This window comes from Ruoffia sp. FAM 20857 (assembly GCF_045528645.1).
GTDB lineage: Bacteria > Bacillota > Bacilli > Lactobacillales > Aerococcaceae > Ruoffia > Ruoffia halotolerans.
Genome location: NZ_JBGQRB010000047.1, coordinates 1 through 15,079 on the forward strand (window position 1 = coordinate 1; position 15,079 = coordinate 15,079).

The 15,079-nt window shown below is 39.4% G+C and carries 12 protein-coding genes; 4 read left to right on the forward strand and 8 right to left on the reverse strand.

Annotated elements, in window-relative coordinates:
• Positions 1-129: 129 nt before the first annotated feature.
• Positions 130-795 (forward strand): IS3 family transposase, encoded by a 666-nt coding sequence (locus tag ACEN4N_RS09585; RefSeq protein WP_407094137.1) that lies wholly within the window; start codon positions 130-132, stop codon positions 793-795.
• A 303-nt stretch (positions 796-1,098) separates the two neighbouring features.
• Here the strand turns inward: ACEN4N_RS09585 and ACEN4N_RS09590 are convergent, their stop codons facing one another.
• The gene (locus ACEN4N_RS09590) at positions 1,099-4,845 is read right to left on the reverse strand and encodes a pullulanase (protein ID WP_407094138.1); all 3,747 of its coding nucleotides are present in this window, start codon (positions 4,843-4,845) and stop codon (positions 1,099-1,101) included.
• A 259-nt stretch (positions 4,846-5,104) separates the two neighbouring features.
• Here ACEN4N_RS09590 and ACEN4N_RS09595 point away from each other — a divergent pair, with 259 nt between their 5' ends.
• The gene (locus tag ACEN4N_RS09595; protein WP_407090753.1) at positions 5,105-5,458 is read left to right on the forward strand and encodes a hypothetical protein; all 354 of its coding nucleotides are present in this window, start codon (positions 5,105-5,107) and stop codon (positions 5,456-5,458) included.
• A gap of 396 nt (positions 5,459-5,854) precedes the next feature.
• Here ACEN4N_RS09595 and ACEN4N_RS09600 read toward each other — a convergent pair whose 3' ends face one another.
• On the reverse strand, positions 5,855-6,862 hold the full coding sequence (locus ACEN4N_RS09600) for a hypothetical protein (protein WP_407090754.1): 1,008 nt from the start codon (positions 6,860-6,862) through the stop codon (positions 5,855-5,857).
• A gap of 261 nt (positions 6,863-7,123) precedes the next feature.
• Between ACEN4N_RS09600 and ACEN4N_RS09605 the strand changes: the two genes are divergently transcribed.
• Positions 7,124-8,044: a CorA family divalent cation transporter gene (locus ACEN4N_RS09605; RefSeq protein WP_407094139.1), complete on the forward strand. Its 921-nt coding sequence runs from the start codon at positions 7,124-7,126 to the stop codon at positions 8,042-8,044.
• Positions 8,045-8,091: 47 nt separating this feature from the next.
• On the opposite strand, the gene ACEN4N_RS09610 is transcribed toward ACEN4N_RS09605, so the two are convergent.
• The 4 genes from ACEN4N_RS09610 to ACEN4N_RS09625 form a co-directional block, all read right to left on the reverse strand.
• Entirely contained in the window at positions 8,092-9,051 is a 960-nt protein-coding gene (locus ACEN4N_RS09610) for a DUF6933 domain-containing protein (protein WP_407094140.1), read from the reverse strand.
• A 30-nt stretch (positions 9,052-9,081) separates the two neighbouring features.
• Positions 9,082-10,350 (reverse strand): UV DNA damage repair endonuclease UvsE, encoded by a 1,269-nt coding sequence (uvsE, locus tag ACEN4N_RS09615; protein WP_407094141.1) that lies wholly within the window; start codon positions 10,348-10,350, stop codon positions 9,082-9,084.
• Positions 10,351-10,433: 83 nt separating this feature from the next.
• Complete coding sequence (locus ACEN4N_RS09620) at positions 10,434-11,120, reverse strand: ABC transporter ATP-binding protein (protein WP_197105005.1); 687 nt, start codon at positions 11,118-11,120, stop codon at positions 10,434-10,436.
• 10 nt (positions 11,121-11,130) lie between these two features.
• A complete protein-coding gene (locus ACEN4N_RS09625; RefSeq protein WP_407094142.1) occupies positions 11,131-12,225 on the reverse strand; it encodes an ABC transporter permease in 1,095 nt (364 codons plus the stop codon).
• Between the two features lie 142 nt (positions 12,226-12,367).
• Here ACEN4N_RS09625 and ACEN4N_RS09630 point away from each other — a divergent pair, with 142 nt between their 5' ends.
• Positions 12,368-12,934, forward strand: a complete 567-nt coding sequence (locus ACEN4N_RS09630) for a TetR/AcrR family transcriptional regulator (protein WP_138405168.1) — start codon at positions 12,368-12,370, stop codon at positions 12,932-12,934.
• A gap of 41 nt (positions 12,935-12,975) precedes the next feature.
• On the opposite strand, the gene ACEN4N_RS09635 is transcribed toward ACEN4N_RS09630, so the two are convergent.
• A complete protein-coding gene (locus tag ACEN4N_RS09635) occupies positions 12,976-14,241 on the reverse strand; it encodes a DUF2130 domain-containing protein (protein ID WP_197105002.1) in 1,266 nt (421 codons plus the stop codon).
• A 147-nt stretch (positions 14,242-14,388) separates the two neighbouring features.
• Positions 14,389-15,054, reverse strand: coding sequence for a hypothetical protein (locus ACEN4N_RS09640; RefSeq protein WP_407094143.1), 666 nt, complete (start codon positions 15,052-15,054; stop codon positions 14,389-14,391).
• Positions 15,055-15,079 lie beyond the last annotated feature (25 nt).

The following is a 15,079-nucleotide window of genomic DNA, read 5'->3' on the forward strand; positions in this document are numbered from 1 at the left end:
TTAATCCTAGAGGCATTTAATTACCGTCAAAAGCCCAAAGGACAGCGACAAATATTGATGCATTTAGCTCACAATCGCACCCCGATGTGCCGCAGTAAAATTCGTCGATTGATGAAGAAATTCAATTAAGTGTGTCCGATTCGTAAGCCTCGTTTTCAACGCCAAGTATCTGCGGAGTATCAGGCTGAACATGTCAAACCCAACTATGTTAAACGTGAGTTTAGAGCTTACGGACCGCGTTCCGTGCTGTTGACGGATATTACTTATTTGCCGTATGGCAGGCAGAAGTGGGCGTATTTAGCGACGGTTAAAGATGCCTTTACGAACGAAATTCTATCTTATGAACTCAGCCCGATGCTTCATATTGCGTTTGTTTTGAAGATGATACGACAACTTATCGCCCAGCATCCGGTGAGTTTAGCGACGCAAACCCTGATTCATTCAGATCAAGGGAGTCACTTTACCAGTGTGAAATTTCAGTACCTTGTGGAGAATAATGGGTTAATTCAATCGATGTCCCGACGTGGGAATTGTTGGGACAATGCCCCTCAGGAATCTTTTTATGGACATATGAAAGACGAGATTGATCTCGCTTCGTGTGAAGATTATGAGGACGTAAAAAAGCTCATTGAAGAGTATATGGATTACTACAACAATGAGCGTTACCAATGGAACTTAGCGAAGCTAAGCCCTATTCAATATTATCAGTTTTGTACTACCAATGTCTATCCCTTAGCAGATATTTATTCAACACCTGCATTACCGCACATCAGAACGATTGAAATTGAAGAGTAGCTGCACTCAAAATGTGGCTCAAATAGTCCTTGACTATAGGACCAGTTCATCCATTTGGCTTGAGTTCGACCAACTCAGGACAAACCGCAGGTCCATTTGGCTTGAGTTCGACCAACTCAGGACAAACCGCACATCCATTTGGCTTGAGTTCACACAACTAAAGACAAACCGCATCTCCATTTGGCTTGAGTTCGACCAACTCAGGACAAACCGCAAGTCCATTTGGCTTGAGTTCGACCAACTCAGGACGAACTACAATAATATTGGTCGTAGGTTGAATTTTACCCAGTTTTCTTTACTTCTCTACTCTACTTCTTCCTTTTTTCGTGTACTTGCAATTAAACCTACCCCAGATAACACAGCTAAAGCAGCAGCTGAGAAGATCGCGTATTGTTTTTCTTCACCTGTTGCTGGAAGTAAGCCTACACTACTTTGGTCTACGTCAGTATTTTCAAGGTCAATAGAACTTCCCTCGTCTATTGTCCCTTCAGAATCTTCATCAGTATCATCAGACTCGCCTGGTTGTTCTGTTTCATCTTCTGGTATTTCATTCCCGTCTGATTCACTTGGGTCCTCATCAGGTTCAGTCGGTGTTTCAGGCGGTTCCGGATTCTCTGGATTTCCCGGGGTTTCTGGTATTTCATTTTCCCCAGGTACTTCCGGAGTTTCGCCATCACCACCACCTTCGACGGGTCCACCGTCTGCAGCGTAACGAATAATCGTTGCGGTTAGCGGTGATAAAGTTATTGAGCCGTCATTTAACAAGACACCTTCTGGGTTTCGAATTGCTTCTGTCCCTGCAGTAAGCGCGTCGACAATTACTTCACCAGTTCCAATGACTTCAAAGCCTTCAGGGAATGTAAACTCTCGGTCTGATTCATCTGAGTTAATGAAGACTGCATAACGGTTCCCTTGTGAATCTGTGACTTCATAAGCTACAACTAAGTCCGTGTCACCCATTTCAGGGGTATTAATAAAGCGAACATTTTCTTCGACTTCTTCTTGTGTACCCCAACGGAATGCATCTACATCACGTCTTAAGTGAATTAATCCTTTGGTATATGCTTGCGTTTGAGTATGGATTGGATACATTTCATTATTTAAAGCCATATTCCAATCAAATTTATTAACTATATCCGTCGAGTCATAAGAATCGTGCACAAAATACGGATATTCAAACGGATTCCCATCTTCATCCACTAAATATGTCGTCTTGTAAGGAGCCTCATCAACTGTCGTTATATAGTCTTCATGACGGAATTGTTTCGTTCTACCAAACTCTTGACCTGCATGTATAAACGGCGTTCCTTGTGACGTTAGAATCATTAAGTTCCCTAAGCGAATTCGTTGATGAATCTCTTGAGCGTATTTTGCGGGATCTTTCTTAATCGACTGAGCAATCACATCATGCAATGTTAAATTATCATGCGCCGCAATATACTGTATAATATCTCCTGGATCATCCGCATTCACATTGCTAGGAAGCCCAATAATATTATTAAACATGTCTTCCAGAACTTGCGCGCCTCCGGTTAAGAATTTTGGTTGCCCTTCACTACCAAAACCAGACTTCAGCATATTGCGGATTTCATCCGAGAATACCGCCACACCGTCTGTTTGATTCATCCAAGATTGGTCCGCGGGTTGCCGTGAGTCGTCCTCATCACCTGTAAAGGTAATCCAACCTTCTCCTAACATGAGAATATTCGGATTCAATCTAGCCGCTTCGTCGTAAGCCATTTCAACTGCTTCAGCGTCATGGTCACCCATCATATCAAAGCGGAAACCGTCGACTTTGAATTCATCGACCCAATATTTTATCGAATCAACTAAAACCCGACGTGACATATGATGAGTTGTTCCTAAACGCCCACCACCAAAGGATTCACGTGGCGTTCCGTCTTTATCCATAAAGTGATAATAATTTGGCTCCAAATCTTCAAACAAGAAAGTTCTCGCCGTATGATTGAAGACCACATCTAAAATAACACCCATATCACGCTTATGAATCTCATTGACTAAGTTTTTAAACTCAGCTATGCGTTGTTCTGGATTCTCTGGATTTTCGGAATACATCCCCGTTAAAGCAAAGTAACTTTGTGGGTCATAACCCCAGTTATAATTATTTTCCGAAGCAGACCACTCTAATTCGCGTTCGCCATTATTAAATTCATCCGCGTAGAAATAGCTCATGACTGGCAATAATTGAATATGCGTCACACCTAAATCCTGTAGATAATCTAAACGCTCAACAAAAGAACTAAAGGTTCCAAATTGACTCGTTAATTCCTCTGAAATACTAGGGTCAGATGTAAAGTCGCGCACATGGACTTCATATATAATCGCATCTTCTCGTTTCGTGTATCCTGGGATGTTAGCATAATCTAATTCTGGCCCAATCGTTGTTGGGTCAACAATCGCCGCTTTGGCCACGTGTGCTCCTGGTGCTAAATTATTCCAAGCCGCTAAAGATTTTGCATATGGATCGAGTGCTAGCACTGATTCACCATCGCGGGTAATTTCATAGTGATAGAAGTAACCTTTGTGGTCCGCAAGGCCCGTCTCGTCTTCATTTAATAATAAATTCCAAACGCCTGTCTCATTCCGCGTCATATCATAATTTCCAACCACTTCATCTTGATTCTCTTTATCGTATAAGACAACGCGAATCGCCTCAGCCGTTGGTGCCCATAAGTTCATTTCTACTGAACCGTCTTCATGCAACTCAGAGCCTAAATCACCTTCATATGCATAAAGATCATCCATTAAGCGCCATGAAGAACGCACAGCCGTAGAATTGTCACCGTATGACACTGTGTATTGACCAGACAGTCCATCAAAATCACCGGAAATAATGACTTGACCGGTTGTTTCATCAATCGTAATATCATCAAAAGAAATGTCATTACCATTTCTATCAGTTAGAGTAAACAAACCTGTTAAATCGCTCTCGACAAGCGTGCTAACTGATGACAATGAAACAATAATTTGATCTTTCGCAACCATTTCCGCATCAGTTAGACGTTCTTCACCTGCTGTATAAGGCGATGTGTGAACAGTCGGATCCAAATCGCGTAAGAATACTTGACTATCTTCAGCGCGGTCTGAGAAAGTCATGTCTCCAGATTGTTCGCCGGTTAATTTGTTTACTAATAAAAATTGAATACTGCTATCTAAACCATTAGATAGATGGACATCAACATAGCGACCGAACGGTCCTTCATTAATAAAATCCAGCGCGTCATCTGGCCAGCTACCAATGTTCTCACTGTCTTCATCAACTTCGCCCCAGACCCATAAGCCCCAGCCTTCATAATTATCATCTTCGCGTTCATAGTTAATTCGGATTTGATTTTCATTTTCTAAAGGTTCGTACAGATGTTGTTCATACTCTTCATTAATCCAAACTTGGTTCATATCCGAATGAGCTATTTGAACCGCTTGGTCTTCAGTCACATTGTTACCCGTCACTGTATTGATTAAGTAGTTAATAATTTGCGCGTTGTCTTTTACCGCAACATCTAAGTAATAGCCATATTCCGATTCAAGAAACTCAGATAAATTTGTCGCCCCGTTCGGCCAACCACCTAATTGATCACTCGGTGTTTCAACATCTCCCCACATCCAAAGCCCCATTGAGCTCGGGTCACCTTCAGGTAATTCATCAAAATGTAAACGGAAGTCACCTTCCGCAATTTCTGGTAAAGTAGCAACGCTTAAAGTTGAAACGGTTTCAGATTCCTCAGTCAACGTTTCTTCGACCGATTCTTCAGACTCAGCTATTTCTTCTGTACTTTCCTCAATCGGACTTTCTTCAGAAGGGTCCTCTTCTACAATACCTTCCTCGACTGCCTCATCGGAAACTAGTTCGACTGTGCTTTCAACAACAAGCTCCTCCGCATTGACTTGTAGTAAAGTATTGTGACTGACTAAAATACCTGCCGTCATAGCTACCGACACAACGCCAACTTTTAATTTCTTCAGTCCAAACTTGTGAACCTTTTGACCGCTCTTCTCCATCAACAGCTTTTTATTTCGATGACTAACCATTCATCTGCCTCCTATTTGTATTGAAATCGTTTTCTGCAAACGTTTTACTAAATTATATAGAATAATGAACATTATTACAATATATTCATACAAAAATTAGTTTAAAGAGTAAAATCAACTGCTTTTAATAGCCTTCCAACAGACTATCGATATATTTGCTTAATGCAATCGTTTGAGTATTCCTTGCTCTTAAACTTCATATCTTTGGACTTGCGAGCTGACCTGTTCTATAATTTTAAACAAGAGAAGAGGGATAAATATGAAACTAAGATTAAGTATCGACGACATTAATGGATACAAAGAAAAGTACTCGAACGCATCAGCTGCCGCTGGTTTTGCCGAAGAGCCTAAATTCATCGGTCTGCCGAAGTATCACGTCGTTATATTGGATGAAGAAAACTTAACGCTGGTTGAAATGACTCTTGGCCTCAAAGAAAAAGATGTTACCGCCATCCCCTTATCACAAGTCAATTCAGTAAAAGTATCAGGAACGATGATTAAAAAAGCTGTCATCAACACACAAGGTGGCAATTACAAACTCCAATTCAAACCACTCGCAGTAGGAAATGGGTCAGAACAAAAAGATTTATTAAACAGGCTCGATGCCTTGTAAGTTAATAATGAAAAGCCCTTCAAGCTAGCAGAAGCAATGCTAGCTTGAAGGGTTTTTGGTGTGAGTTGGTAAGGATCTTGAGACCTATCGCAGGGCCGTTTGGCGTGAGTTAGGGCAACTTGAGACTTATCGCGCTCCATTTGGCGTGAGTTGGGCCAACTTGCGACTTATCGCATACCCATTTGGCGTGAGTTAGACCAACTTGCGACTTATCGCTCTCCGTTCGGCGTGAGTTCGGCAAACTTGAAACCTATCGCAGGGCCGTTTGGCGCGAGTTCAGGTAATTACAACTCTCATAAAAAAAACGAGCCTGGACACTGAGTCTCCTCAGTATCCAGGCTCGTTTACCTATTTTATAACTATAACCCATTATCTCTGGTTATTTAGTTTAAACTATTATTCTACACTTGATTCTTCTGTCTCAGCAGCGTCTTCAGCTGGAGCATCAGTTGTTTCTTCTGTCGTTTCTGCTTCATCAGCTGCATCTTCAGCAGACTCTTCTGATTCTTCTTGAGCTGGGCTGTCGATAACCGTTCCTGCTAGAGCGTCGATCGTTACTTCTTCACTCATCATAGCATCTGCTTCTTCAACTTCAACTGTCCAAATTGGACCATCTTCTTGCTCTTCTTCAGATTGTAAGAAGTCCCAGAATTCAGATGTATCAGCATTTAAGTTCCAACTTACAGCTTCGCCATTTTCAACTTCTGCTAAAGCTAATTCAGTCGCTTCATCAATTGTAATGACACTATCCATATCTAATGTTGGACGTTCTTCTTCTGATGGTGTTGCTTCTTGAGTTGCAGCATCATCCATTTCAGCGTCATCTGTAACTGATTCATCGGCAGGAGCTGATTCGACAACAGAGTCGTCTGATAATTCAGCTTCGCCTTCATTTTCAACGATATCCGCTTCATCAGCCACATCGCCGTCCATCATATCATCGGCAGCTGATTCGTTTGTTGCTTCATCAGCAGCATCGTCACCATCTAAGAAGCCGAATAAACCTTCGTTAAAGCCACTTTCTGTAACTTCACCGTCTTGCCATACAACTTCTAATTCAATATCTTCTTCAGCATTGAATGCATTTACCGTAATATCGTAACGTTGCTCGTCACGGTCGTATGCTACATCAATTTCTTCAATCTCTGCGTCTGGATACTCTGCCTCTAACATCGTTACAGCTTCTTCAAGACCCATTTGTACATCACTTGCTTCAACATCTGCTGCTTCTTCTTCCATAGCAGACTCTTCAGCAACTTCAGATGTTTCTTCTTCAGTTGTCTCAACGACTTCACTTGTTTCTTCTTCGCTACTTACATCCTCAGCATAGGCAAGAGGTGCAACACTTACTAATAACGAAGCACTTAAACCAACTAACAACATTTGACGTAATGATTTTTTCATAATAAAATCCTCCTCAGGAATGACTTTTGAAACATCTCATCTGTCTTAAACCTATTATATAAAAACGCTTCCCGTATGTAAAATAATTGCACTCAGAAAAGAAAACATTTTTATAGAAACCTCTAGTTTACCTATTAAGACAATATTTCACATAAAACATTTTACATTAATATTTCTATATATTTAATACTAATAAACGCTTTTGTTGCTACAACTTACTTTAAGGTTTAAAATCGAACTAAACAAGAAAGGGGCATTAAAATGGTGCAAACATTTAAATTAGATGATAGTGAGCAAGCAAAATTTCTCATCTTCCATTCCGACTCTCATCAAGATGAACAGGACTATGTCAATCAATTCAACTTACCTAATGATGTATTTGCTCTCGATGATGTTTCTTCCGTCGCGCCAAGGTTTGAAGAAATCCCTCAACAAGATGCGGACAATTCACTCATTGTTGTTTTATCCAACGTCACGAGTCGCAACAATGATGTACCTGTCGAAGACCGACTCGAAACACTGACCTTTATTTTGCAAGATAATACACTCCTCCTTTTTTTAAAGGAAGGTTCGACATTCGACCGAAATTTATTACATCAGTACATGGACAAATTTGATAGCATTGCAAGTATCTTAGTCTATGCGGGGATTTTGATGTATTCTAATTTACACGATGAATTGCAACAGCAAAAAGCAGCCATCGATGATTTAAATAACAAAGCCAAAAATTCTACGAGTGGAGATGTCCTTCGAAAAGTAGCTGATACAGAACGGAATCTCGTTATTTTAGAACACACGATTGAAACCTTGGATGAGACGGTATCAGAGTTATTAGCAACTGAAACATTCACTAACAAACTTGACAACTCAGCACTCGAGTATGATTTAAAATGGTATAATCGTCAAGTCATAAAGCTTGTCCACGTTTACCGTGACTTATTAGATAGTGTCAGCAGTTTATTTTCAGATCTTGTCAGCGACAACTTAAATAAATTAATGAAATTCTTAAACTCGCTCTCACTTGTTCTCGCTTCAGCCAGTTTAATTTCCGAGTTTTGGGGAATTAACGCCGGAGGCTTACCAGGAGAAAATTCTGATTACGGAACACTTGGAGTCCTCATTTTGGTTGTTATCTCAACTGCTTCAATGGCTATCTTCTTAAAGAAAAAAGATTACTTTTAAACGTCAAACACACCCATGAATCATTTCACGGGTGTGTGTTTGCGTTATTAATAATCAATATCGAATGAAGTATAAATGAACAAACTCTTACCCGCTTCGACACTTTCGCCAATGACATCTTTAATTTCTTTATGTTGAGAAGCAGTTATTTTATGCGCGTCAGCTAAAAATCGGTAATATTTCTTCAACGAAGTCCCCATCTGTTGCACGCCTGTTTGCGACTGAACAATCCCTTTATCAACGATATAACCACTCAAGAATAGAGTTAAAAAGTCAAGTTCGTTTAAGTCAGGTTGATAACTTCGATATACTAGTAATTCTTGCACATATAGATTTGCATTATCGTTATGCCGTTTTACAACTTTGTCACTCAGCTCTAGCTCTTCTTTTAAATAAATGCCAAAAGCAGCGATCGCTTCATTAGTATTAGCCTTAAACGACGTATCAACGAATTCCGTCTCTTCTTCTTTAAACTCATTGTCTAAAATATCTAAGTGATTTTCAAAAGCCATGCGAGTTGTTTCGTCTGCTGGTTTGTAATCATTCGACGAGAAGATATGGTCATTCAAAGCCGCCATTATTCTAACTTGAGGAACTCGCTCCCAATCTAAAGGAAAATACTCTAGTAAATAAATATAGTTATTCACAATACTTGAAATCGTTCGGTTATGATTTTTGTTTACTTTAATACTTCGAGCATTTTCAAAATAACGGCGGATTTTTCCTTTTGGAATACCAAGCATTTGAAAAGCCAGTTGAATGCCATCTTCAATATGGGCATCTAATTGTTTCTTCTCCGTCGCATTGATATCCGCTAAAACGACCGGTAAAAAGGTTAAATCATTGACTAAAAACAAAACCTTTTTACGATTTACTGTAACGTAATTAGCATGCCAAGAATAAAATGGATTTATTTTTGAGAAATGTTTGGCACTTTTTTCATTGTCTACTTTCTCAATGTGCGAAAACAAAGGTAATGTTTTTTTCGTTGGATTCATTACTAACATAATATCTCCCCTCTCTTAATTCCACATTTTTTATTCATTAAAATACAAATTCTTCTCCAAATAATCATTCGGATATTTCTTCAACAACCGCTTAAAGAACTGACGTAACTGACGAACTGTTATGTCTCCAGCTTGATATTGCGCGAGGATTTTTTGATAATTCGCTTCCTCTTTATTGGTGGCTTGTTTTCTAAAATAACCCCAAATATGTTGAGCGGCATTCACTTCTGCACCCTTATCTTCCGGCACACTCTCTGCTTGTTCAAGAAGCTCAATAAATAAGATAAAGTCTGTATCTTCCTTATTTTTTAATACGTTACGTATCTTTTGATAAATGCTCGCCGACTTCGCCAACACAGCATACTTCCGCTTGGCCCATAACTTCTCAGCAGCAACGATATCTTGATCCAAGTAGATTTGTATCTTTTCTGCAGACCGATTCTTATCTTTGACTTCTAACATAATATCGATCGGCTGATCAGGAGGAAGCTGCTCTAAAAATCCAATAAAGGGTCGAATCGCAATCGTCTCGGAATGGGCACCGGCTTTTTTTCCAGGCGCTTGTTGACTGTAATGAATTTTTTGACGACCATCAGCTGGCTGCCAAGTTCGACCGGAAGCTTGAATATAGTCACTCAATGGAGTGTCATCAAGTGGAAGACGCACTTCATGATGCAAATTATCAAAAATAACGGGTAATCCGGTCTGCTCACTAATAGAAAGAACATCATGAATACTATATAAACGCTCATCGTTTTCAATGACTAAGTGCCCGCGCACGCGTTTAGATAACTGATTGGCTTGGTCAATAAAGCGTGCCATTGCGGCTTCTTTATCACCATACACCCCACCAATATGGATAATGATTTTGTTCGTCTGATTGCCTCCAAGTAGTTCTAACAATTCCGAATGGTACTCCAAGTCGTCAATCGCTCGTTGGACCACATTCATATCCATGGAATTCAAGACCGTATATTGCCCTGGATGCATTGATATACGTAACTGAGTTGATTGTATTTTGTCTTTAATACGATTGAACGTTGATTCAAAATACTCTTTCCAATCCAGGTCCACACCCTCTTTAGGCTTCGTCGCAAAAGGAATGAGATCACTCGATAGACGTAGTAAACCGATTCCGTGATCCACTGTATAAGTAATCATCTCTTCCAATATCGCCAGATTCCACTCAATCAATTCAATCCATTTGTCATTTGTTAAATTATCAAAACGGCATGTCTTGAAACCTTGGCTAATATCAGGATTTAAACATGCATAACCGATTCTTACATTATTATTCATAAGGCCCTCCTTTATCTTTTGGTTTATCATACTAAAAACAAAAAGAAAGATGGCACAAAATGCTCTCTTTCTTTTCATTAAATCTATTTGTTATTATCTGTATCTAAGCGCAACTCGCCGTCTTCCATGTAATACACTTTATCACAATACTTGATGAGTCGCTCATCGTGAGTTACCATAATCGTTGCTTTTTTCTGTTCCTTTGTTTGTTTGGCCAATATTTCAACCACTTCAAACGCACGACTCGAGTCCAAACTAGCTGTTGGCTCATCGGCTAAAATCACTGACGGATCATGGAACAAGGCACGCGCAATCGCTACACGTTGGCGTTCTCCACCTGAAAGGTCGCTCGGATATTTATCCCGTAAGTCCGTAATATCTAATTGTTCTAATAAGGAATCCACTCGATCTTTTTCGAATGCCTTTTTTTCGATTTTATTCACAAGACGCAACTGATCCTCAACTGTTAGGAAAGGTATTAAGTTAGATGCTTGTAGGATAAAGCCGATTTCTTTAAAGCGTAGCTTCGTTCGTTTCTTATCGTTCTCTTCACTGAACTTGTTGCCGTTAATCAAGACTTCCCCTTTACTAGGCGCTTGAAGGCCTCCAATAATCGTTAGAAATGTACTCTTACCTGAACCACTTGGTCCGATAATCGCAACAAATTCTCCCTCTTCAACCGAAAAGTTCGTATCTTTTAAGGCTGTAATCTCTTTACGTCCATCATCGAATGTTTTGGACACATTTTTTACTTCAATTGCTTTCTTCATCGAATCCCTCCTATCCAATCGCTTCTAGCGGATCAATTTTGGCTACCGTTCTTACTGAGAAGAACGCGCCTAATAAGGCAAACAAGACAATTAATACGGTTATAATTAAGATAAAGTACATATTAAAGGCAAATGGCACCGTACTCGGTAACACCATCGCTGTCCCCATTGTAAGCACCAAGCCAATGGCTACACCAATGACTGATAAGATAAATGTCTGGCTCACAACAGATGTCGCAATGTACTTCGTAGAAATACCCTGGGCTTTCATCACCCCAAACATGCTTGATTTTTGTACAGTTAACACATACATGAAGATTCCAATCACAACAGCCGCAATAATAATTAAGAAAATAATCATTAAACCAAACGTCAATACTTGGGCTGTGTATCCAGGGATTTCTTCAATATATTCAGAGATTGTTGACAGCTCTAAGTCTTCATTATCCAACTCGACACTGTCCAAGTTCTCATCGCGAATAATAAATGCACTCACTCGTCCTTCATCCGAATCATCGATTGCTTCGAACCGCACGTCTTGGTATGTAGAAACAGTTGTGTATAGTACCGGAGCGACATTGAATTTCGCGTTGTCGGTAAAACCAACGACTTCAACTTGTCCATCATGTCCAGCTAGATTTAAAACGTCACCAATTTCAATACCAAACTCTTCGTGGATACTAATATCTGCCACAACTTGAAAGTCTTCTTGAAACATCTCACCTTCAACGATATTTGGTGCAATAAATTGCTCTGAATCAATTCCGAAGAATGTCACTGAAATTTTATTCTCTTCTTGTTCAGCTTCAGTCTGATTATCGCGACTTACAACACTTGCAGTTTGTCCTAGAACGGCTATCTCGTCAGCTTCAATATCATTGATTAAACCTTGTGGCATCATTGACATATTAATATTTGAATTGGCTTCGTCTGCCAATACAATTGCTTGTGCTTCCCATTTATCCACACTTGTTCGGTTATCTTGAGCCAAACCGAAGGCTAAGCCAGTTAAAAAATAAACTAAATAACTCACTAATACTAATACACCGACGATTAATGAAAAACGCGTCTTGGCGTATTTAATTTCTTTCCAAGCTAAAAACATATCTTCACCTCTAATTTTATATTTAACTTATCACGCGATAAGTATATCAGTCAATTTTTTCATATGCAAGATATTTTTTGGTATTCACCTAGTAAATTCAACAATTCGATGTATAATATTAAAGAAGGAAGGAGCGAGTATATTGACCTCTAAAGAGATTTCAACGAGACAAATGATTATAGATACTGCCCGTAAAAAATTTATGACCGACGGTTACAAGGCAACTTCAACGCGTCACATCGCAAAAGAAGTAGGGATTACCCAGCCGAATCTCTATCATCATTTTCGAAATAAAGAGACTTTATACATTTCCGTCCTAGAACAACTCGGAGATGAAGTGAATATTCAACTGAATTATATTGCCCATAACAGTCATTTATCATTACAAGAGCGTCTCAACCGTATGACCCGCTACCTCCAAGATAACGATCCCGTCGATATCTATACAATGATGAAAGATATGGAATCTGATTTATCTGATGAGAGTAAGACCAAATTGTACACTATCTTCTTAAATGGCTACAAACAACCTTTTGTAGATTTGTTTAAGGAAAATTTGACGAAGCTACGTCCGGACCATACTGCTGAGGAAATCGCTTCGCATTATTTTATAGTGATTGCCCCTTACATCAGCCCAGACATGCAACGTTATCAATTCGTCTCGATAGAAAGTATTGTCGATTTATTTTTACATGGAATTAAAATTTAAAAAAAGAGAAGCGCCTGGATAGATTCCAAGTGCTTCTTTTTTTAATTTAATGCATCAAATTTCGCTTTCATTGTTGGGTTCTTTCGAACTAATTTCTTAACCGTTAAGTCATCCGCTTTGTTATTGGCTAATCGCAAGTTGTTTTCGGAAGAGACTAAGGCATCTTTTGTTTTTTGCAGATGCGTAATCGTCTTATCAATTTCATCAATCGCTGTTTTGAACTTTCGACTTGCCAGATCATAATTTCTAGCGAATGCCGACTTGAATGTATCGAGATCCTCTTCAAAATTTGTTATATCGATATTTTGTTCACGCATCAAAGCTACTTCTTGCTTGTACTCTAGCGAATTCATCGCTGCGTTTCGAAGGAGTGTAATAATCGGGATAAAAAATTGTGGACGAATCACATACATCTTCTCATATTCATACGATACATCAACAATTCCATTATTATAGAGTTCATTATCAGATTCTAACATTGAGACAAGAATCGCATATTCACATTTTTTGTCATTTCGGTTTTTATCTAGTTGCTTAAAAAAATGCTCATTCTTTTTCTTCGTTGCCGTTTCATCGCCTTCATTTTTCATCTCAAACATAATTGAGATAATTTCATTGCCGTGCTCATCGTTCTCACGATAAATGTAGTCGCCCTTACTTCCGGATTTAATATCGTTATCCTTACCAAACTCTGCGTTTTTGAAAGCTGTCATTCGAAGGCGGTTAAACTCAATTTCACAATGCTGTTCTAAAGTTTCACCAACCATTTTAGTCGATTGCTTCGCCTTAAAATCTTTATAAAATGCAATTGTCTCGTCTTTTAACTTCATTTCTGTTTCGTATTTTTCCTTAACTGAGTTTAACTCTAATTCCCGTTCCTTTTCCTGAAGCGTCATCTTAGACTCTAACTCCATCAGCGCTTTTTCTTTAGCTGCATTGCTTTCTGACAATTCAAGTTTCTTCTCATTTTCAATCGCTTGAATTCGCGCATTCAACTCAGTCAATTCTCTGTCTTTTGCCGCTAAAGCTTTTTGTAGTTCGAGTTCTTTGTCTTTTTCTAGCGAAGCGGTTTTATTCTCCAAATCAGCGATAACTTTATCTTTTTCTGTAATTTGCTTGTCAAAGGAATTCTTCGTCTTTTCCTCAATTAGAGCTAAATTACTCTTATGTTGGGCGTTGATCTGCTCGAGTTTTTCATGAATCTCTTCATTAAATTCTTTTGTTCGAACTTGGGCTAAAATATCTGCATACCCCGCTTCGTCAATCGTAAATAGTGTCCCGCAGTGGGGACATTTAATTTCATTCATCAAAATACCTCCTGTAATTCTAACTGATTGTTATACCATTATACTAAAATTTAAGATGCGGTGGGAACTCTAGTCAAACCACAACTCCATTTGGCTTGAGTTGACCGAACTTAGGACAAACCGCAACTCCATTTGGCTTGAGTTGAGCTAACTCAGGACAAACCGAAATCCATTTGGCTTGAGTTGTGCTAACTTAGGACAAACCGCAACTCCATTTGGCTTGAGTTGACTGAACTTAGGACAAACCGCAACTCCATTTGGCTTGAGTTGACTGAACTTAGGACAAACCGCAACTCCATTTGGCTTGAGTTGGCCGAACTCGAGACAAACCGCAATCTCATTTGGCTTGAGTTGAGCTAACTCAGGACAAACCGCAATCTCATTTGGCTTGAGTTGACCGAACTTAGGACAAACCGCAACTCCATTTGGCTTGAGTTGGCCGAACTCAAGACAAACCACAACTCCATTTGGCTTGAGTTGAAAGAACTTAGGACAAACCACAAGTCCACTTGGCTTGAGTTGACTGAACTTGAGACAAACCGCATTCTCATTTGGCTTGAGTTGAGCTAACTCAGGGCAAACCGCAACTCCATTTGGCTTAAGTTGAGCTAACTCAGGACAAACCGCATTCTCATTTGGCTTGAGTTGACCGAATTCGAGACAAACGGCGACTCCATTTGGCTTGAGTTGACCGAACTTGAGACAAACCGAGATAAAGCCCATATAATTGTGTAAAAGTAAAAAACCATAATAATCTCTTTGGTACAATGTAGTTGACAGACAAACATTGAAAGGAAGATTATTATGGCTCAATTAAATATTACCTTAAATTTAGAAG